The 18,562-nt window shown below is 62.7% G+C and carries 17 protein-coding genes; 7 read left to right on the top strand and 10 right to left on the bottom strand.

Annotation, left to right across the window (positions count from 1 at the left end):
• Window positions 1-450 precede the first annotated feature (450 nt).
• Genes EB809_RS19260 through EB809_RS19245 form a run of 4 tightly spaced genes read left to right on the top strand, consistent with a single transcriptional unit; the run spans window position 451 to window position 3,161 of the window.
• Window positions 451-1,413, top strand: a complete 963-nt coding sequence (locus EB809_RS19260) for a dentin sialophosphoprotein (RefSeq protein WP_123636478.1) — start codon at window positions 451-453, stop codon at window positions 1,411-1,413.
• Window positions 1,414-1,470: 57 nt separating this feature from the next.
• Complete coding sequence (locus EB809_RS19255) at window positions 1,471-1,821, top strand: hypothetical protein (protein WP_123636477.1); 351 nt, start codon at window positions 1,471-1,473, stop codon at window positions 1,819-1,821.
• A 12-nt stretch (window positions 1,822-1,833) separates the two neighbouring features.
• Entirely contained in the window at window positions 1,834-2,532 is a 699-nt protein-coding gene (locus tag EB809_RS19250) for a C39 family peptidase (protein ID WP_123636476.1), read from the top strand.
• A gap of 5 nt (window positions 2,533-2,537) precedes the next feature.
• Window positions 2,538-3,161, top strand: a complete 624-nt coding sequence (locus EB809_RS19245) for a hypothetical protein (protein WP_123636475.1) — start codon at window positions 2,538-2,540, stop codon at window positions 3,159-3,161.
• Between the two features lie 14 nt (window positions 3,162-3,175).
• Here the strand turns inward: EB809_RS19245 and EB809_RS19240 are convergent, their stop codons facing one another.
• Window positions 3,176-4,222, bottom strand: coding sequence for a transporter (locus EB809_RS19240; protein ID WP_123636474.1), 1,047 nt, complete (start codon window positions 4,220-4,222; stop codon window positions 3,176-3,178).
• Window positions 4,219-5,619 (bottom strand): sigma 54-interacting transcriptional regulator, encoded by a 1,401-nt coding sequence (locus tag EB809_RS19235; RefSeq protein ID WP_123636473.1) that lies wholly within the window; start codon window positions 5,617-5,619, stop codon window positions 4,219-4,221. The genes EB809_RS19240 and EB809_RS19235 overlap by 4 nt, the downstream gene beginning before the upstream one ends.
• A 444-nt stretch (window positions 5,620-6,063) precedes the next feature.
• Here EB809_RS19235 and EB809_RS19230 point away from each other — a divergent pair, with 444 nt between their 5' ends.
• The 3 genes from EB809_RS19230 to cadR are packed head-to-tail and all read left to right on the top strand — an operon-like array spanning window position 6,064 to window position 9,004.
• A complete protein-coding gene (locus EB809_RS19230) occupies window positions 6,064-8,067 on the top strand; it encodes a CASTOR/POLLUX-related putative ion channel (protein ID WP_123636472.1) in 2,004 nt (667 codons plus the stop codon).
• On the top strand, window positions 8,064-8,534 hold the full coding sequence (gene ybaK, locus EB809_RS19225) for a Cys-tRNA(Pro) deacylase (protein WP_123636471.1): 471 nt from the start codon (window positions 8,064-8,066) through the stop codon (window positions 8,532-8,534). Before EB809_RS19230 ends, ybaK begins: the two co-directional genes overlap by 4 nt.
• 17 nt (window positions 8,535-8,551) lie before the next feature.
• A complete protein-coding gene (gene cadR / locus EB809_RS19220) occupies window positions 8,552-9,004 on the top strand; it encodes a Cd(II)/Pb(II)-responsive transcriptional regulator (RefSeq protein ID WP_123636470.1) in 453 nt (150 codons plus the stop codon).
• 5 nt (window positions 9,005-9,009) lie between these two features.
• Here cadR and EB809_RS19215 read toward each other — a convergent pair whose 3' ends face one another.
• The 8 genes from EB809_RS19215 to EB809_RS19180 form a co-directional block, all read right to left on the bottom strand.
• On the bottom strand, window positions 9,010-10,587 hold the full coding sequence (locus EB809_RS19215; protein WP_123636469.1) for a cation:proton antiporter: 1,578 nt from the start codon (window positions 10,585-10,587) through the stop codon (window positions 9,010-9,012).
• A gap of 157 nt (window positions 10,588-10,744) precedes the next feature.
• A complete protein-coding gene (locus EB809_RS19210) occupies window positions 10,745-11,452 on the bottom strand; it encodes a substrate-binding periplasmic protein (RefSeq protein WP_123636468.1) in 708 nt (235 codons plus the stop codon).
• A 74-nt stretch (window positions 11,453-11,526) separates the two neighbouring features.
• Window positions 11,527-12,483, bottom strand: a complete 957-nt coding sequence (locus EB809_RS19205) for an alpha/beta fold hydrolase (protein ID WP_123636467.1) — start codon at window positions 12,481-12,483, stop codon at window positions 11,527-11,529.
• A gap of 65 nt (window positions 12,484-12,548) precedes the next feature.
• A complete protein-coding gene (gene purD / locus EB809_RS19200; protein ID WP_123636466.1) occupies window positions 12,549-13,838 on the bottom strand; it encodes a phosphoribosylamine--glycine ligase in 1,290 nt (429 codons plus the stop codon).
• Window positions 13,839-13,856: 18 nt separating this feature from the next.
• The gene (gene purH, locus EB809_RS19195) at window positions 13,857-15,434 is read right to left on the bottom strand and encodes a bifunctional phosphoribosylaminoimidazolecarboxamide formyltransferase/IMP cyclohydrolase (protein WP_123636465.1); all 1,578 of its coding nucleotides are present in this window, start codon (window positions 15,432-15,434) and stop codon (window positions 13,857-13,859) included.
• An 83-nt stretch (window positions 15,435-15,517) separates the two neighbouring features.
• Window positions 15,518-15,835, bottom strand: coding sequence for a DNA-binding transcriptional regulator Fis (fis, locus tag EB809_RS19190; protein ID WP_123636464.1), 318 nt, complete (start codon window positions 15,833-15,835; stop codon window positions 15,518-15,520).
• Window positions 15,832-16,830: a tRNA dihydrouridine synthase DusB gene (gene dusB, locus EB809_RS19185; protein WP_123636463.1), complete on the bottom strand. Its 999-nt coding sequence runs from the start codon at window positions 16,828-16,830 to the stop codon at window positions 15,832-15,834. The genes fis and dusB overlap by 4 nt, the downstream gene beginning before the upstream one ends.
• Window positions 16,831-17,063: 233 nt before the next feature.
• Window positions 17,064-18,386 carry a DUF3426 domain-containing protein gene (locus EB809_RS19180; protein WP_123636462.1) on the bottom strand — a complete coding sequence of 441 codons (1,323 nt, stop codon included), beginning with the start codon at window positions 18,384-18,386 and terminating at the stop codon, window positions 17,064-17,066.
• Window positions 18,387-18,562: the final 176 nt, after the last annotated feature.

Genomic DNA, 18,562 nt, shown 5'->3' with positions numbered 1-18,562 from the left:
ACTTCGACCGGTTAGGCGTGCCGCGTCTCTCGTAAACCTCAACTTCTCGAACCGCCCGGTGCGGACCCGCTTGCCGGGTGGTGTGGGAGGGGCGGAGCCAGAAGGCTCCCCCCTATCCCGATATGCCTGAGTGACGCCGTCAGTTGCAGATACACCCCATTGCTTTCCTATCTGATTGAGTTGCCAATCAATTTTTCCCACGCCTCAGAAGAAACCGCCATCGGCCTGTTTCAGCGGTGAAACAGTCCCGTAGGCCTGATCCACAGGCACGGTTATGGGGCGCCTTGAAAATCCTTATGGATGAGATGGTTAGGCCGAAAACCGGGCGATTGGCACGGGAATCGCTCTGGCTACCTTCGCGGATCATGCGTCCTTGGTCCGCCGTCGTCGAACGGACACGGCACCGACGTGGATCCATAACAATGCCAATACGATAGAAGGAATGGGATCATGAGAGCACAGAAAAGCTTGCTAGCGATGGCTATTGCGATGAGTCTCGGTCTGTCCGGTGCTGCCTTGGCGGGTGGCGACCAGGGCGGTGACGGTAGCCCCAATACAAACGCGGATGACACCTCCACCGCGAACAACGGCTATTCCGGCAATACCGACTCCGGAAACGACAACTCCACGGACAATTCCGACAACTCTGACAACAGCACCAATACCGCCGCGTCCAATAACACGCTTGCCAGCGGCAACGACAACTCGGATAACAGCAACAACTCCGATAACAGTACCAACACCGCGACCGCTGATTCGAATGACGACAATTCGAACAACAGCACCAACACGGCTGCGTCCAACAACACGCTTGCCAGCGGCAACGACAACTCGGATAACAGCAACAATTCCGACAACAGCGACAACTCGGACAACAGCGACAACTCCAATAACAGCACCAACACCGCCGCGTCCAATAACACGCTTGCCAGCGGCAACGACAACTCGGATAACAGCAACAATTCCGACAATAGTGACAACTCGGACAACAGCGATAACTCCAATAACAGCACCAATACCGCAGCGTCCAACAACAATCTTGCCAGTGGCAACGACAACTCCGATAACAGCGACAGTTCGGATAACAGCATGAATACCGCCGATTCCTACAACACGGTGGATAGCGGCAACGACAACTCAGACAACAGCGACAACTCGAACAACAGCACCAACTCGCTGAGTCTGAGCGTCTTCCTGAACAATGCCGATCTTGAAGGCAGTGTGTCCGGTGTGACCACCAACTACGGCAGTGCCGACAAGAAAGGGGCCTACACCTGGGTCAACCACTCCAACGAGATCTCCGGTGGGTCGGCCAACTTCACCGGTGTCGGTGCCTTTGCCCAGAACGCCGGCAACGCCAGCGTGACTCAGGCCAACGTGAGTGTGCAGTCCAACCTGACTGCAGGTCAGTGATCGGCTCGGATCACGCCCCAGCTGCGGGCGTGATCCTTTTTTCCAGGAGGTGCAGCCATGGTTGAAAGACGGCGTAATACCCGGCACGCACTCTGGATAGTTCTGCCATTGTTGAGTTCGCTGGCCGCTGCCGATGACGCGTTGTTCACCGGTGAAGCGCTCAGCGCGGACCAACTCCAGGAGGCGAATGGCCGTCAGGGCATCCCCTTCCAGTGGCAGGTGAACGACACCGACCAGAATGCGATCGTCGCCGACAACGTGCTCAACGGTACGGTTATCACGGGTGACAACGTCATTTCGGATCATGCCTTTGACAACATGAATGGTGTCGCGACGGTGATCCAGAACACCGGTAACCACGTGGTGATCCAGGACAGCACACAGATCAATGTCCTGATCAACCATTAGAGGAGAAGCGCCATGGGGAACAGGGCTGCCGCACTTGTGTGGGCCGGGCTGGTCGCTGTCAGTCCCCTGGCGTTGGCAGGGACCGTCCGGTTGCCCGGACTGGGCGGCGATATGCCCGTCAAGGTCATGAGCTTTCAGGAGCGTCGCTTCCTGACCGTCGTGCAGCAGCAGTATGACTTCAGCTGCGGCTCGGCGGCCCTGGCGTCGCTGCTGACCTACCATTACGGTCACCCGGTGAGTGAACAGACCGTGTTTCGTTCGATGATCGCGGTGGCCGATGAGGAGAAGGTCCGGCAACAGGGCTTCTCCATGCTCGACATGAAACATTACCTGGAGGGCCAGGGATTCCAGGCGGACGGCTTCCGCATGGGCCTGGCGGATATCCGGGACAAGGTGAGGATTCCCCTGATCGTGCTGCTGGACATGAATGGCTTCCGCCACTTCGTCATCGTCAAGGGGATCACCGAGAAGGAAGTCCTGGTGGGCGATCCGGCCCGCGGGCTCAAGGTCTTCACCCATCAGGATTTCGAGTCACGTTGGGATGGGGTGGCGTTTGTGATTCGCAGCCACCTCGGTGATGGACGGGCGCACTTCAACCGGGATGTGGAGTGGCGACAGGTGGCCCGTGCCCCGATCAGCAACAACAATGCACCGGGCGACTCGGCCCTCGCGGCACCGACGCTGTTTGCGCCGCTCGGTGTGGAATGGTGACACTTATGGAAACCCACAATGAAAACAAACAACCGCCTCGCCACACAGCGCTCATGCTGGCTTTGCTCGTAGCAGGCGTCGCGGGCGCTGGTCCGGTCGGTGCGGCCACCGAATGGGGATTGTCGACCCTGGACGATCCGATTCTGGATCAGCAACGGGGTGGCTTCCGCATTGGTAACCTGGAGATCAGCATCGGGCTGGAGCAGGTGGTGGCCATCGACGGCCAGATCGAAGTGATCAACCGGCTGCTGATTCCCAACCTGAATCAGTCCGTCGGCAGTGGCGCCGTGGCGCACCAGATTGAGCAGGTGCAGGTCTCCCGTCCGGCCGCGTCTCCGACATCCGGCAGCAGCGGCAGTGGTGTGGGCGGCAGCTCGGGTCAGTCCACCCCGGTGGCCTCATCATCGCCTGCCCAAGGTACGACCATCAGCTCGCCGATGATCAGCACCGGCGCCAATGCCACCACCATCGTGGCCAGCGAGTTGCGCAGTGGCGCCTGGGCGACCCGTATCCAGAATGACGTCAATGAACGGGTTATCCAGAACATCCGCTCGCTGAATATTCAGCTCAACAACGTCGGTCTGCCCAGCTACCTGCCTGACAACTTCCTGCAAACCCCGGCTCGCTGAGCCGGGGCGTGTCTTCAGAAGGCGATCGGCAATTTGAGGGTGAGTTCCGTCGTGGGGGCGTTTTCGGTGACGCCGATACTGACGGACAGGCTCATGCTGGTATCCGGCGTCAGCTGCTGGGACAGTCCGAAGGACAGTGAGCCCACCTGGATACGATCGAACTGCGCGTTGTTCAGGTCGTTGTCGAACTCGACATCGGTCTTGGGAATCACGGAATGATCATAGCCGAGGCTGAACGACGTGCGCTCGTTGAAGGCAAACCCCATCCCGAACCCGAAGCGGATGATATCGCCGGGATCAATGGTGCCGCCGTTCTCGACGCCCTCGTCTTCCTCGATGGTGTAGGTGTAGCTGAGGTTGCCGAACAGCACCGCCGGATCGGAGGGGTAAATGAAGGAGAAGCCCGGCTCCACACCCCAGAAACCGGAGCCGGTTGGGCGCTCGGTGAAGGCCACCCCAATCGGGTTGCCCTGACTGTCTTCCAGCACACGCCGGTCCACGTCGTAGGGCCCCTCCCCGGTCGGGGCCTTCACCCGGAAGGTGCCGATGATGTAGGGCCAGCCCTCGACGCCGTCGTTGAACTGATAGCGGAGCGTGGCCTCAATGTCCCCCAGACCCTGGCCGGACGATTCGGTCAGCCGGTCCACCGGTGTGCCCTGGAACGCCTCGCGCTCGCGTAAATCTTCGTGGATATCCAGGTAGGGAACCCGGATCGTGGTTTCCAGACGGCTGGTAATGCCGTATTTCAGGGTCAGCGCGCCGACAAAGATATCGCGCTGCACCTCGGAGACGTTGATCAGCCCGACCAGCAGCGCCGGAATGACCGTGTACCCCTCGATCGCCACCAGCGTCGAGTTGCTGTTGGCGTAGGAAAACGCAGGTTCGATGACGAACTTGCCGGGGCGCGTCACGATTCCCCGATCGGTGGTGATCGACGCGATTTCGCTGGCCTTTTCGTTGATACGTTGGGCCTCCTCGTCGGCGGTTGACGTCTGGGCGAGGGCGGGTTGCAGGAGCAGACTGCTGCCAAGGACAGCGGGAACCAGGGCATAGCGGATCATGACAATCCTCCTTTTCGGACGACCGATGACCGACCGGATTCCGGCGTGGTGGGGCCGGTACCGTGCTTCGCCATCAGCCGATAGAGCGACAGGCGCGAGATCTGCAGCATGCGCGCGGCCGCGGAAATGTTGTTATTGGAGAGATTCAGGCAATGGGTAATGGCTTCGCGCTCGGCGCGGGCGCGGAAGCGGGCGAGGGAGAATTGGGCAGAGACAGTGGCATCCGGGGTATGAGTCTGCAGGCCCAGGTCGGCCGGCGTAATGGTGTCTGACTCACTCAGCAGGATGGCCCGTTGCAGCCGGTTTTGAAGTTCACGCAGGTTGCCCGGCCAGTTGTGCTCCAGCAGGCTGGCCATGGCGTCTTCGGACAATCGCCGGCGATGGTGGCGGCCATGCCGGGCGGCGGCCCGCAGGATCGAGCTGGCCAGTTCGGGCAGATCCTCCAGACGGTCGCGCAACGGAGGCAGCGACACCTGCAGGTTGCCCAACCGGTAGAAAATGTCGGCACGGAACTGATCCTGCGCCACCAGCGGCTCCAGCGGTTGCGAACTGGTGGCAATGACGCGGGCGTTTACCCGGCGCTGGCGCTGACTGCCCAGGCGTTCCACCAGCCCTTCCTGCAGGAAACGCAACAGGGTGGATTGCTGTTCCGGTAGCAGTTCGTCGATGTCACGCAGGATCAGCGTGCCGCGGTCCGCCTGTTCGATGCGGCCGGGGCGGGCGGTCAGCGCATGGGTGAAGGCGCCTTTCTCGTGGCCGAACAGCTCGCTCTGGGTCAGATTGACCGGCAGGGCCGCGCAGTTAACGGTGACGAACGGCCCTTGCTGGACCGCCGAATGCTCGTGGATGAACCGGCAGGCCGCGTTCTTGCCGGTGCCGCTCTCGCCGGTAATCAGCACCGGCTCGGCGGTCTGGGCCAGGCGCCGGAGCAGGGCCCGGGTTGCCTGGATGGCCGGTGAGCGTCCGGCCAGCGCGTGGAGTTGGAACGGCTGGCGGACGCGGCCCTGCAGGCGGCTCAACAGATCCGCCATCCCCCACAGATGGCCCAGGGCGTTGTCCATGCGCAGCATGTCGTAGGGCAGGGTGTGGTAATCCATGCAGTGAGCGGCAACAATCTCACTCAGCGGGCTGTCCGGTTCCGGCTGTTCAGCCAGCAGGCCGACCCACTGGGTGGGACAGAGCGCTTCGATCCAGCCCTCCAGTAGCGGGGCCAGTTCCGGCGTGAAGTGCGTCAGGTCGATCACGCCGACCCGCACCTTGGGCAGGGTGGCGGTCCGGCGACGCGGCGGTATCGTAAGATCCGCCGGGTAGAGGGCCCAGTGTCGGGCCAGTTCGCTGCACGAATCCGGTACCGTTCCACCGGGCGCCAGCCAGATGAGCGTTTTATGGTTGTGCATAGCCTAGTGCCTCTGAACACAAGTTCGTCGTGAGTCGGCGCAACTGTGCGGCTACCTTGACCGGAGCCGCGTTCACTAGGCAGGAATCAGGGCGGACAGCCTCGGCCGTTCTTACAGGCACTCAATGCTCCTGATGCCCGGGGAGACTGCCCTCTCTCCAGCCGCCATTAAGGTCTGGCGGCAAGCTGGAGAATGCTCCCTCAGGGCCAGTCAGATCGCCTTACACTGGCAGGCTGAATAGGCCCCGGAACTGGAATTGAGCATAATTGGTGCCATCCGGGAAAATGCTGTGGTTTCTGACCACTTGCAGATCCTGAACCGCTAACGTCGGTTCTTCCTGTAAATATTGTCGACGTACCGCTAACTGCGTCGGAGGTGGTGGCTTGCCTTGACCGCTTCCGGATTTGCCAACATGATGATTTTGTTCACGTAAGAGGACAGCCCATGCTGCCATTGCCGTTCCTGGACCGAGTGAAGTACATCGTTGAACGCCAGTTTGTGAAAGGTGCGCTCTTCCAGCTGCTGGTCGTTGGTGTCTTTATCGGGCTGATTTCCCTGGTCGGCGGACTGCTGGTCTGGCCGGGCAGCGACTCTTTCGGCGACCTCGGTGACGCGGTCTGGTGGGCCTTCCTGCGGCTGACGGACCCCGGTTACCTGGGGGATGACCAGGGCGACTGGCGGCGGTTGGTATCGACCCTGCTGACGATCACCGGCTATGTGGTGTTCATGGGCACGCTGGTGGCGATCCTGACCCGCTCGCTGATTGCCCGCATGACCGATCTTGAACGCGGGCTGACGCCGGTCACCCTGCGCCATCACGTGGTGGTTCTCGGCTGGAACAACCGGACGATTCCCCTGATCCAGGAGCTGCTGGCCTCCAGTGGCCGGGTGCGGCGTTTCCTGGCCCTGCATGCCACGCGCCGACTGCGCATGGTGGTGCTGTCGGAGGAAGTGTCCTCGGAACAGGTGCTGAGCCTGAGCAGCGACCGGGAGATTGGCCGGCGCGCGCGCCAGATCGTACTGCGCTCGGGTACCCCATTGCAGCCGGAAGCCCTGCACCGGGCGGCCTGTCTGGACGCGGCGGCGGTGATCGTGCCCAGCGGGCGTGAGCATGGCTCCGACAGCCTCGTATCGGCCGATGTCCGCACGGTCAAGGCGTTGCTGTCGATGGCATCCCAGGCCCAATATCAGCACCGGCCCTTGCCTTACGTGGTCGCCGAGATCGACGATATCCGCAAGCAGGCGGTGGTGGAACGGGCCTATCCCGGACCGCTGGAAGTGATTGCCGGCGATGCGGTGATCAGCCGGCTGATGGTTCAGACCATCCTGCATCCCGGGCTGTCGGAAGTGCTGAACGAACTGCTCACGGCGCGGGTGGGTAATGATATCTATGTGCGTTCCGGCGACATCGCCGAAGGTCTGACCCTGGGGGAATTTGCCCGGACCTGCCCGGAAGCGATTGTGCTGGGGGTTCTGCAGGACGGAGCGGGTGGCTGGCAGGTTCGCCTGAACGCCCCGTCAGACACGCCGATTCGGGACGAGGACCGTCTCATCATCCTGGCCCGGGATTACTCGGAAACCCAGCCGCCGGCGGATCTCAAGACCCCACTGGATACGATTGAGCGCGGCGCGATGCCGGTGCTGCCGCTGACCCATACCGGTCCCCGCCACCGGATCCTGATGTTGGGCTGGAACGATCGGGTGCCAGCGTTGCTTTCGGAAATGGCGGGTTATGACAGCCACGCTTTCCAGGTCGACCTGGTGTCGATCGTGCCCGCCGACGATCGGCAACTGGCGATCGACCGGTACTTTGGCGACAGCCAGGGCGTCCGCCACCATCAGATCGAGGCGGATTTCGTGGTGGACGCCGAGCTGCGTGCGCTGGAGCCAGCGGGGTACGACTGTATCCTGCTGCTCAGCAGCGATCGGCTGGCGTCCGGTGAGGAAGCCGATGCCCGTACCATGATGGGCTACCTGCAACTGCAGGAGGTGCTGGCCGATGCCGACGCCCAGCCGCAGGTGATCCTGGAACTGAGCGATCCGGACAATGAAACCCTGCTGGTCACCAACCAGAGCGAGACGATGGTCAGCCCGATGATCCTCAGTCACATTCTGGCCCAGGTGGCCCTGCGTCGGGAGCTGCGGGTGGTGCTGGAAGAGCTGTTTACCCCGGGCGGCGCTGAAATCATCTTTCGCGACTTCGCCGATTACGACTTACCGACGGAACCTGACTTTGCGGCCCTGGAAGCGGCGGCCGGCCGTCACGGCGAGACCGCGCTGGGTGTCTTCCGGACCCGGCCGGACAGCAACGGCTCCTGGGTCATGCTGAATCCGGACCGGACGACACCGCTGGACTTGCAGACCGGAGACCGGTTGGTGATTCTTGGTGGCAGCGCCGGCCAGACCAGCGCATCCGCCGACCACGAAACCAGGGAGGCCCCTGTATGACACCGGCTATTGACCAGGCCCGCAAGGCCGGCATTGCCTTCGAGATCCAGGAATACGAACACGATCCGGGCGCTGAAAGCTACGGTGAGGAAGCCGTTGTGAAACTGGGGCTGTCACCGGACCAGGTGTTCAAGACGCTGGTCGTGAAACTGGACAGCGGCGCGCTGGCGGTGGGCGTTGTGCCGGTTACCGGTAAGTTGAATCTCAAGCAGATGGCCAAGGCGGCCGGCGCCAAGAAGGCGACCATGGCCGAGGCCCGGGACGTGGAGCGGGTGACCGGCTACGTGCTGGGCGGGGTGAGCCCGCTGGGCCAGAAGAAGCGCCTGAAGACCGTGGTGGATGCCTCCGCCGAGTCGCTGCCGACGGTGCATGTGAGCGCCGGTAGACGGGGACTGGAAATCGCGCTGGCGCCAGCGGATCTGGTGGCCCTGACCGGCGGGGCCTTTGCCCCGATCGCCCAAAACTGAAAGCGAGGCAACGAGTCATGCGAATCGGAACCCTGGCGCGCAAGACCGGGTTTTCCCAGGAAACCATCCGTTACTACGAAAAGATCGGCCTGATCCCTCAGCCCGGTCGCAACGAGGCCAACTACCGGGACTATGGGGACGCTTTCCTCGACCGGTTGCGCTTCATCGCCAACTGCCGGTCACTGGACATGACCCTGGATGAAGTCCGCCACCTGCTCGAGCTGCGGGACAATCCCGAGGCCCGTTGTGGTGAGGCCAACGCGCTGCTGGGGGAGCATCTGGAGCATGTTCGCCACCGCGTTGAGGAGTTGAATCAGCTGGCGCGTCAGTTGGAAGTCATTCAGGGTCAGTGCGATGTGGATCAGCCCGCACGGGACTGCGGCATTCTGAATGAGCTGGACCGCATGGAGCCGGTGGAGGAGCCGGAAAACAGCCACGTGCCCGGCAGTCACGGTCACCGTCCCGGCTGAGGCGTCTAGCCGAGACTCTCCGGCAGGGGCGTGCGGTCCACGGGGTTGAGGTGCTGGTTGACGTGGCCGGCCAGGGCCACCCCCGTCTCGTTCATGGTCAGGTAGGCGTCGTCGGCGCCGGCCTCGCGAATTTGCGGCACCTCGTCCTCATGCAGGGTGTGCGCCGCAATGAAACCGGTGAAGCCCCGTTCCCGGAGTTTGCGGGCCGCAATCTTCTTACCCTCGATATCGTGCAGGCACAGGATGACCGCTTCCAGTTCGGGCATGTCCAGGGTTTGCCAGAAATTGAAATCCTCCGCGTCGGCGAAGGACACGTTGCGACCGGCGGTACGGTGTCCCTTGAGTCGCGCCGGGTCGGAATCCAGCCCCATCAGCCGGGGCTCCGTGTGTCGCAGTTCTTCGTAGGCGGCCGTGCCGGTCCGGCCCATACCGATGATCAGCACCCGGGTGTCGCCCAGGGAAACCGGCTGCTCGTCCGGATGGCGCTTGCTCGATTCCAGCGGGTCGATGTAGCGGGCCAGGCGCGCGTAAAGCGGATGGGCCAGGCGGTTGAGCGGCGCCGAGATGATGAACGACAGCGCCACGGTCACGGCCAGTGGCACCAGCCACTGGGGCAGGGCCACGCTGGCCAGGATCAGGCCGAATTCGCTGTAGTTGGTCAGCAGCAGGCTGGACAGGAAGCTGCTGCGCGCCCGCAGACGGAACACCAGCAACAGCCCGAAGAAAAGCAGGCCCTTGAGCGGCAGCAACAGGGCCGCCACGACGGCAAACAGCAGCGCATGGTCATCCGGCAATCCGCCCATCCCGATCTGCAGGAAAAAGCCCACCAGGAACACTTCCTTGACGCTCCACAGGGAATTGGACAGCTCCACCGCGCGCGGATGTTTGGCCAGCAGGGCTCCCATCAACAGGGCGCCCAGCTCGGAGCTGAGTCCGGCCAGCTCGAAGCCGATCCCGCCGACGGCCAGGGCCAGCATCAGACCCAGCAGCACCAGCAATTCATCGTGACCGGACGCATCCAGTAAGCGAAACAGCAGAGGGCGCAAGAGCGGCAGCGCAAACACCAGGAGCGCGTAGACGGATGGGGAATGGCCGGCGGTCAGGCTCATGACGACCAGGGCAATCAGATCCTGCATCACCAGGATGCCGATGGCCACCCGGCCGTGAAACGCCCGCAACTCCTGTTTGGATTCCAGGACCTTGGCGGCCAGCACGGTGCTGGAGAACGACAGGGCAATGGCCAGCATCAACGCGTCGGTGGTGTTCAGATCCAGCAGCAGGTACAGCCCGGGCATGAAGACCAGGCAGGTGATGGCGAAATGGAGCAGGCTGCCGCCGATCACTTCCGGGCGGATGATGGAGCGGAATTTCAGCTTGAGGCCGACGGTAAACAGCAGGAGCAGGACGCCCAGGTGGGCCAGTTCCCTGAGGATGAGATTGTCCTCGGTGTGCAGGTCAAACGGCGCCGCAAGGCCATTGAGGGTGAAGCCGGCGATCAGGTAACCCACCAGCGGCGGCAGGCCGGCGGAGCGGGCCAGCAAGCCCAATGTGAAAGCGAAAAAGATCCAGAGTGCTTCAGTCATGATTGGCCTGTCGTGATGTCCCTATGCGCCTTCGCCACGGCCCGATTGTTACAAGTTCTGTCGGGGCTCGCCAGTGCTGTGGAAGCGGGTCTTAATCCTGGGGGCTGTTCAGGACGATGCGGTATTTGTCGGCCAGTTGGTCCAGTTCCCCCGATTCCTAGAGCGCCTGCACCCCCTTGTCGAGAATGTCGGCGTAACGCTGGGCATTGGGATCGGCTGGGGAAAAGGCGATGAACAGGGGCTCACTGGACGCAACGCCGGCCTTGCGCAGGGTCGTGGGATTGCGGGATTGGCTCAGGTAATAGCGCATGACCGCCTCCTCCTCGACGAAGGCATCGATGCGTTTCAGGCCCAGCATCTCCAGAAAGCGGCCGAGGACATTCTGGCCGTTGAGGATCATCAGTCGCTGCCGGTCCGCGCGATGGGGAAGAATGTAGCGATCATTGAGATCGCCGTAGGAATAGTCGTCGATCACGCCCAGCCTGATATCGGATAGGGAATCGTCGTCCCTGTATTGCCAGGTGGAATCGCTCTGGGTGAAGAAGGTGTGTCGCGCCATGGCGAGATAGCGTTTGGGAAAGACGAGGTTTGACACTTCCTTTCGGCCGGTGCCGACGAGGGCGGTGTATTGGCCCGATTCCACTTCCTTGATGGCGCGGCTCCAGGGGCGGGTCAGGTAAATGACGGTGTAGCCGGCGCGACCGAAAATCCGGTCGGCCACTTCGATCATGAACCCCGGATCGTCGCTTTCCGGCTGACAATTGAACGGGCACCAGTAATCGGCCACCAGGGTCAGCGTTTCGGCGCGTAGTGGGAGAAGCCAGGCAAACAGAGTGAGGCCAACCGCGACCCGGAAACAATGCAATGGAGTGTCCCTGACAGTGAGAGCGTGTCGTTATTATATGAAAGCTGGAAGTGTTTGCCAGTGCCGGACGGCCTTCAGCGGTCGGTCTGGTCCTGAATAAAGTCGCGGATTAACCGGGCGGTCTGCTCCGGGACCTCGATCATCGGCGCATGGCCCACATGCTCCAGAATGACCTTGCGGGCGTTGGGAATGCGCTCTTCGAAAACGTCGGCATTGCGATAGTTGATCACCCGGTCGTCCCGGCCCCAGACAATCAGCACCGGGGCACGGATGCTGGCCAGATGGTCGCGAAAGGCAGCGTCATAACCGGATTTTTCAATCTGCTCAAAGATCCGGTGATGGATGGCCCGGTCGGCCAGCGCCCGGTCTTCCATCACGCTGTAGATGGGCCAGGGCACAAACGGTTTCTGCTCCAGGGCGAAGTCCACCAGTTTCTCAAAGTCGCCGGGCTGCTCCACGATCAGTGGATTGTCACCCGCCTTGACCCGCTCCACGAGTTCGCTGTCGTACGTCATGACGCCGGCCGGATCCAGCAGTGTCGCGCTGGCCACCCGGTCCGGGTAGGTGGCGGCAAACTGCGCGGTAATCGCGCCGCCCATGGAGTTACCGACCATGTGGACGCGCTTCAGGTCCAGTGTATCGAGGATGGCCTTCACATAACCGGCCTGGGCGCCGATGCTGTAATCCCGGTCAAGGTCCTTGTCGCTGGCGCCGTGACCCGGCAGGTCAATGGCGTAGACGTTGTAGTGGTCGGTCAGTTCGCGGGACAGCCGCAGCCAGTTTTCCTTGTTGGCAGCAAAGCCATGCAGCAGGACCAAGGTGGGGCCGTCGACGGGGTATTCGTTGTGCAGGTAGGCAATGGTCCGGTCACCCACCTCAATTTGCGCATCCAGCAAGCCGGCCGCCTTGCGTTCGTGAGCCATCATGGCGTCGTAGATGGCCTCCCGGGAGCAACCGGACAGCAGCAGGATCGACACCAGGAGTATCAGCAGTGCACAGGGGCGGAAAGCGGCAGGCAGTGGTCGCAGCATAACGGGTCCTTGTCCGTGGAGCGGGCACAAAAAAGCCCGGTCGGTGACCGGGCTTGGGGTTCAGCTTAGTCCTTGGTCTCGCGGGCAATGGCCCGATAGGCGATGTCCTTGCGATAGAAGGCGCCGTCCCAATGGATGCGGCCAGCCAGTTCGTAGGCCCGCTTCTGGGCCTCGGTGACGCTGTCACCGAGGGCTGTCGCGCAGAGTACCCGGCCGCCGCTGGTGACCACGGTATTGCCGTCGAGCCTGGTGCCGGCGTGGAAGACCTTCTCACCCTCGGTCTCACTCTCCGGCAGGCCGCTGATGGCCTTGCCTTTCTCGTAGCTGCCCGGGTAGCCGCCGGCGGCCAGTACGATGCCGACGGACGCGCGCGGATCCCAGTGGGATTCGCACTGGTCCAGTTTGCCATCGACGGCTGCAGAGCACAGTTCCGCCAGATCGGATTGCATGCGCAGCATGATCGGCTGGGTTTCCGGGTCGCCGAAACGACAGTTGAATTCGATCACCTTGGGCGCGCCGTTGGTGTCGATCATCAGGCCGGCGTACAGGAACCCGGTATAGGGGTGGCCTTCTTTCGCCATGCCTTCAACGGTGGGTGTGATGACCTCGTCCATGATGCGCTGGTAGACCGCATCGGTGACGACCGGGGCCGGCGAGTAAGCGCCCATACCGCCGGTATTGGGGCCGGTGTCGCCGTCGCCGACGCGCTTGTGGTCCTGGCTGGTGGCCATCGGCAGCACGTTCTTGCCGTCCACCATGACGATGAAGCTGGCTTCTTCGCCGTCCAGGAATTCCTCGACCACCACACGGTTGCCCGCATCGCCGAAGGCGTTGCCAGCCAGCATGTCGCGGATGGCGTCCTCGGCTTCTTCGAGGGTCATGGCCACGATGACGCCTTTGCCGGCGGCCAGGCCATCGGCTTTCACGACGATCGGTGCGCCCTGTTCACGGACGTAGTCCAGTGCTTCGTCCATGTCGGTGAAGTTGGCGTAAGCCGCGGTGGGAATCTGGTGGCGGTCCAGGAAGTCCTTGGTGAAGGCCTTGGAGCCTTCCAATTGGGCCGCGCCCTTGTCCGGGCCGAAGACCCGCAGACCGCGCTTGCGGAACAGGTCCACCACGCCGGCGACCAGCGGGGCTTCCGGGCCGACGATGGTCAGTCCGACAGCGTTGGCTTCGGCGAAGTCCGCCAGTTTGTCCAGTTCCATCACGTCGATGTCGACGTTTTCCAGGTTCGGCTCGCGAGCGGTGCCGGCGTTGCCCGGGGCCACGAAGACCTTGTCTGCGTTGGGGGACTGGGCGGCCTTCCAGGCCAGGGCGTGTTCACGACCGCCGCTGCCAATAATCAGAATGTTCATGGTTGTCGTCCTGTCGGCTCAGTGGCGGAAGTGGCGCATGCCGGTGAAGACCATGGCGATGCCGTGTTCGTTGGCCGCGTCGATGACTTCCTGATCGCGCATGGAACCGCCCGGCTGGATCACGGCCTTGATGCCGGCTGCCGCCGCCGCGTCGATGCCGTCCCGGAACGGGAAGAAAGCGTCGGAGGCCATGACCGAACCCGGCACTTCCAGGCCTTCGTCCGCGGCCTTGATACCGGCAATTTTGGCGCTGTAGACCCGGCTCATCTGGCCGGCGCCGATACCGATGGTGCGACCGGCCTTGGCGTAGACGATGGCGTTGGACTTGACGTACTTGGCCACTTCCCAGGCGAACAGCAGGTCGTTCAGTTCGTCCTCACTGGGCTGGCGCTCACTGACGACTTTGACGTCGTCCATGGAGACCATGCCCAGGTCCCGGTCCTGTACCAGCAGGCCACCGGTCACGCGCTTGTAGTCCATGGCCTTTTCGCGTTGGTCGGCGAACTCGCCGCAGGCCAGCAGGCGCACGTTCTTCTTGGCGGCGACAATCTCGACGGCCTCGTCGGCGATGGTCGGCGCGATGATCACTTCCACGAACTGGCGATCGATGATGGCCTTGGCGGTTTCGGCGTCCAGCTCGCGGTTGAAGGCGATGATACCGCCAAACGCAGAGGTGGGATCGGTGGCAAAGGCCAGGTCATACGCCTGGCGGATGTCCGCACCGATGGCCACGCCGCAGGGGTTGGCGTGCTTGACGATGACGCAGGCCGGATCCGCGAACGGCTTGACGCATTCCAGGGCCGCATCGGTATCCGCCACGTTGTTGTAGGAGAGTTCCTTGCCCTGCAACTGTTTGGCGGTGGCTACGGACGCTTCCTGCGGGTTGCGCTCGGCATAGAAGGCCGCGCGCTGATGCGGGTTTTCGCCGTAGCGCATGTCCTGCACTTTCACGAACTGGGTGTTGAAGGTGCGCGGGAAATCCGGGTTGTCGTTGTCCGCGGTGCGCCCGCCCAGGTAGTTGGCGATGGCGCCGTCGTACGCCGCGGTGTGCTCGAAGGCTTTCACCGCCAGATCGAAACGGGTGCCGTAGCTCAGGGCGCCGTCGTTCTCCAGCTCGTCCAGGACTCGATCATAGTCCGTGGCGTTGACCACGATGGCCACATCGTCGTGGTTCTTGGCGGCGGCGCGGACCATGGTCGGACCGCCGATGTCAATGTTCTCAATGGCCGTAGGCAGGTCGCAATCCGGTTTGGCGACGGCCTGCTCGAACGGGTACAGGTTCACCACCACCATGTCGATGGGCTTGATGCCGTGCTCGTCCATCACGGTGTCGTCGGTGCCGCGACGGCCGAGGATGCCGCCGTGGACTTTCGGGTGCAGGGTCTTGACGCGACCGGCCATCATTTCCGGGAAACCGGTGTAATCGGACACTTCGGTGACCGGAATGCCGTTTTCCTGGAGCAGGCGGAACGTACCGCCGGTGGAGAGGAGTTCAACATCGCGGGCGCTCAGGGTGCGGGCGAAGTCAACGATGCCGGTTTTGTCGGAGACGCTGATCAGGGCGCGTCGGATCGGGGTGGGAGCCTTGTTTGCCATGAGAGTACGATTTTTCCGGGGACTGAACGAAATGAGGGCCGCGCGGTGGTTACCGGAGGCCCTCGTCGAAACGGGTTACGCGATTATAGCAGACCGTACTGCTTGAGCTTCTTGCGGAGCGTCCCGCGGTTGAGGCCCAGCATGGTGGATGCCTTGGTCTGGTTGTTGCGGGTGTAGCGCATGACCTGCTCCAGCAGCGGCGCTTCCACTTCGCTCAGCACCAACTGGTACACGTCGGTGACCGGGGCGCCGTCGAGCTGCTCGAAGTAGTTGGTCAGGGCAACCTCGACGCTGTCGCGCAGGGTTACGGTGGTGCCGTTATGCCCGGGCGTCTGCAGGCCGGGATTGCCGTCGCCGTTGGGGTTGGTGGTCTGTTCGTTGGCCAGTGTCTCAGCGGTCATGCTGCGAATACCTCTCCATTTCGTAAGCCTGAAAAGTACTGTTCAATGTGGTCGAGTTGCGCCTGGGCTACTTCAAGCTGGTTGAAGTGGCGGCGGAACTGTTTGTCCTCGTCGTGGGACTGGAGGTACCAGCCCACATGCTTGCGGGCAATGCGAACGCCCATGCGTTCGCCGTAAAACCCGTGCAATGCGATCAGGTGCTCGATGAGCAGCGTCTCGACCTCGTCCAATGAGGGTCCGGCCATATGCTGGCCGGTTCGCAGGAAATGCTCGATTTCCCGAAAAATCCAGGGGCTGCCCTGGGCGGCCCGTCCAATCAGCAGGCCGTCGGCGCCGGTATGCTTTAGCACATGCTGTGCCTTTTCCGGCGAGTCGATGTCGCCGTTGGCAAAGACCGGAATCTCGACGCTGGCCTTGACCGCGGCAATGGTGTCGTACTCGGCTTCCCCCTTATAGGCGTCGGCCCGGGTCCGCCCGTGAATCGACAGGGCCTGGATGCCCGCGTCCTGTGCCATGCGCGCGATCAGTGGCGCATTTCGGTGCTCGCGGTCCCAGCCGGTGCGCATCTTCAGGGTGACCGGCACATCCACGGCGTCGACAACCGCATGCAGGATGTCGCGAACCAGCGGCTCGTCCTTCATGAGCGCGGAGCCGGCGGCCTTGTTGCAGACCTTCTTGGCCGGGCAGCCCATGTTGATGTCGATGATCTGGGCGCCGTTTTCGACGTTCAGTCGGGCGGCGTTGGCCAGCATCTCGGCATCGCCGCCGGCGATCTGCACACTGCGGGGCTCTGGCTCACCGGCGTGGTCCAGGCGCAGCCGGGACTTGCGGGTATGCCAGAGCCGGCTGTCGGCAATCACCATCTCGGACACCGCGAGTCCGGCGCCGAGACGACGGCAGAGCAGACGAAACGGTCGGTCCGTCACACCCGCCATGGGCGCAACGATTAACGAGTTGGGTAGTGTGTAGGGACCGATTTTCGCTTCGGGTAGCATCTGCTCGCACCTCGTTGATCTGGTTAAAAGTCAACCAGTTCTCAAGGGGCGACAATGATACCCCTGACCCTCACGGGATTGAAGGGGTAATGTCGCGAAAAAATTGATTATTTTTCGCTCTATCTGGTTGACTTTTCGACGCCGTGATGCGTTTCGGGGGCGGGCTTCTCGTCAATCGGCTATTGACGAAAAGGCCGCCCGGCGTTCACTGCCGGGCGGCCTGTCAGGCGGTTCTACTTCGTCGAACGAGCGATGAAGGTGATGTTGTAGTTGACGGCATCCCGACCCGGATCGCGAATGTGGATGGAAATCCGGATGGGTGTCTGGCTGGGCATCATCGACAGGTCCTGGGCCTCGCCGGACAGGTATTCATCCGGCTCGAACAGGCTTTGCGCCACGACGTCGCCGTTGAGGTTGGAGAACGTCAGGCCGATGTTGGGGAAGGGTTGCTCGAAGCGCGCTTCGTTGACCAGGACCGCGTCCACCACCAGCGTACCGCGCTGTTGCGGATCGGTGCGCACCACCAGTTTCTGGCTCTGGATGCGGTCGATGGCCACCAGCGGCGGCAGCTCGCAGCCCAGGACCTCGCAGCCCTGTTCGTAATAAGGGCGCAGTTCCGGAATGCTGGACAGGCGATCGAGCTGGAAATAGGTGACCTGTGAGACCAGCACACCCAACAACGCCAGGATGAGCAGCGTCCAGATGCTGCGGCGCAACCAGGAGCGTTGTGGTTTGCCGATGGCGATCGGTTCATGGCGCAGATCCTGGAACGCGTTGCTGCTGCCCAGCCGGCGGGTGGCGGCCAGTGGGTCGTCCCGTTCCGGTCGAAAGGCGTCTGGCTCCGGCTCGAGTTCTGGTTGGGCCGGCTGCTCCGACCGGGCGCGCGGCGTTTCCGTCGCCGGACCGAAGGATTCGGTGTCCGGTTCGGGGGCAGGCTCCGGTTCGGCCTTGGGGCGAGGTTGCGGGCGCTCCGGCTCGGATTTGGGTGCCTGGAAGGCGGTACGCTGGCTGAACGGGTCGTCCAGCAAGTCCTCGTCGTCCGACGGCGGCGTCGGTTCCGGCTCAGGCTGGCTGGGCCTGGAGGCCGGCGGCTTGCGGGTCATGGACTCGCTTTCGTCGAGAATGGCCTCTGCCCAGCTCTCGTCGATGTCGGTCTCGATCTCGTCTTCGTCGTCGCGGTATCCGCTGTCCCGGGTTTCGTCAAAATTCAGGAAGCTGTCGCTCAGCTCGTCGTCATCGAAGGTGGTCTTGGTGCCGGCGTAGTTGCCCTCGGCGGCGTCCTCTTCGGGATCGTCTTCGAAGATGAGTTCTTCTTCCTCCATAAAGGAACTGGAGGATGAGCTGGGCGACGGTGCCGGTTCAGGTTTGGAAGGGGATGCGGCCGTCGCAGCAGGCCGGGGCTTGCTGGTTTCGGTTTCGCTGTGTTCGAGGGCGTTGAACACTTCCATGCAATTGCCGCAGCGGACCTTGCCGCGGGCAATGCCGAGCTGTTCCTCGGTGACCCGGAATCGGGTGTCGCAATGGGGGCAACGTGTCAGCGTACTGCTCTGGCTCATCCTTTATTCCTGTCGCAGGTCACGGCTCGGAATCCCTGTCGCATCGTAAAGGCCCGGAGAACCTCGCAAGCGCCCCGATTGTGGGCTTGCAGAAGGCTCGCCGATGTTGGCCTGGCCGGCTACCCGTCCTTGTTGTCCGCCCCGATGGGAGCGGCGGGCCGCAGGATCTGTGAGGG

The sequence above is a fragment of the Marinobacter sp. R17 genome (assembly GCF_003789045.1).
Lineage (GTDB): Bacteria > Pseudomonadota > Gammaproteobacteria > Pseudomonadales > Oleiphilaceae > Marinobacter_A > Marinobacter_A mangrovi.
The sequence above is the reverse complement of the archived record's forward strand: the minus strand, read 5'-3'. Positions and strand labels throughout refer to the sequence as shown.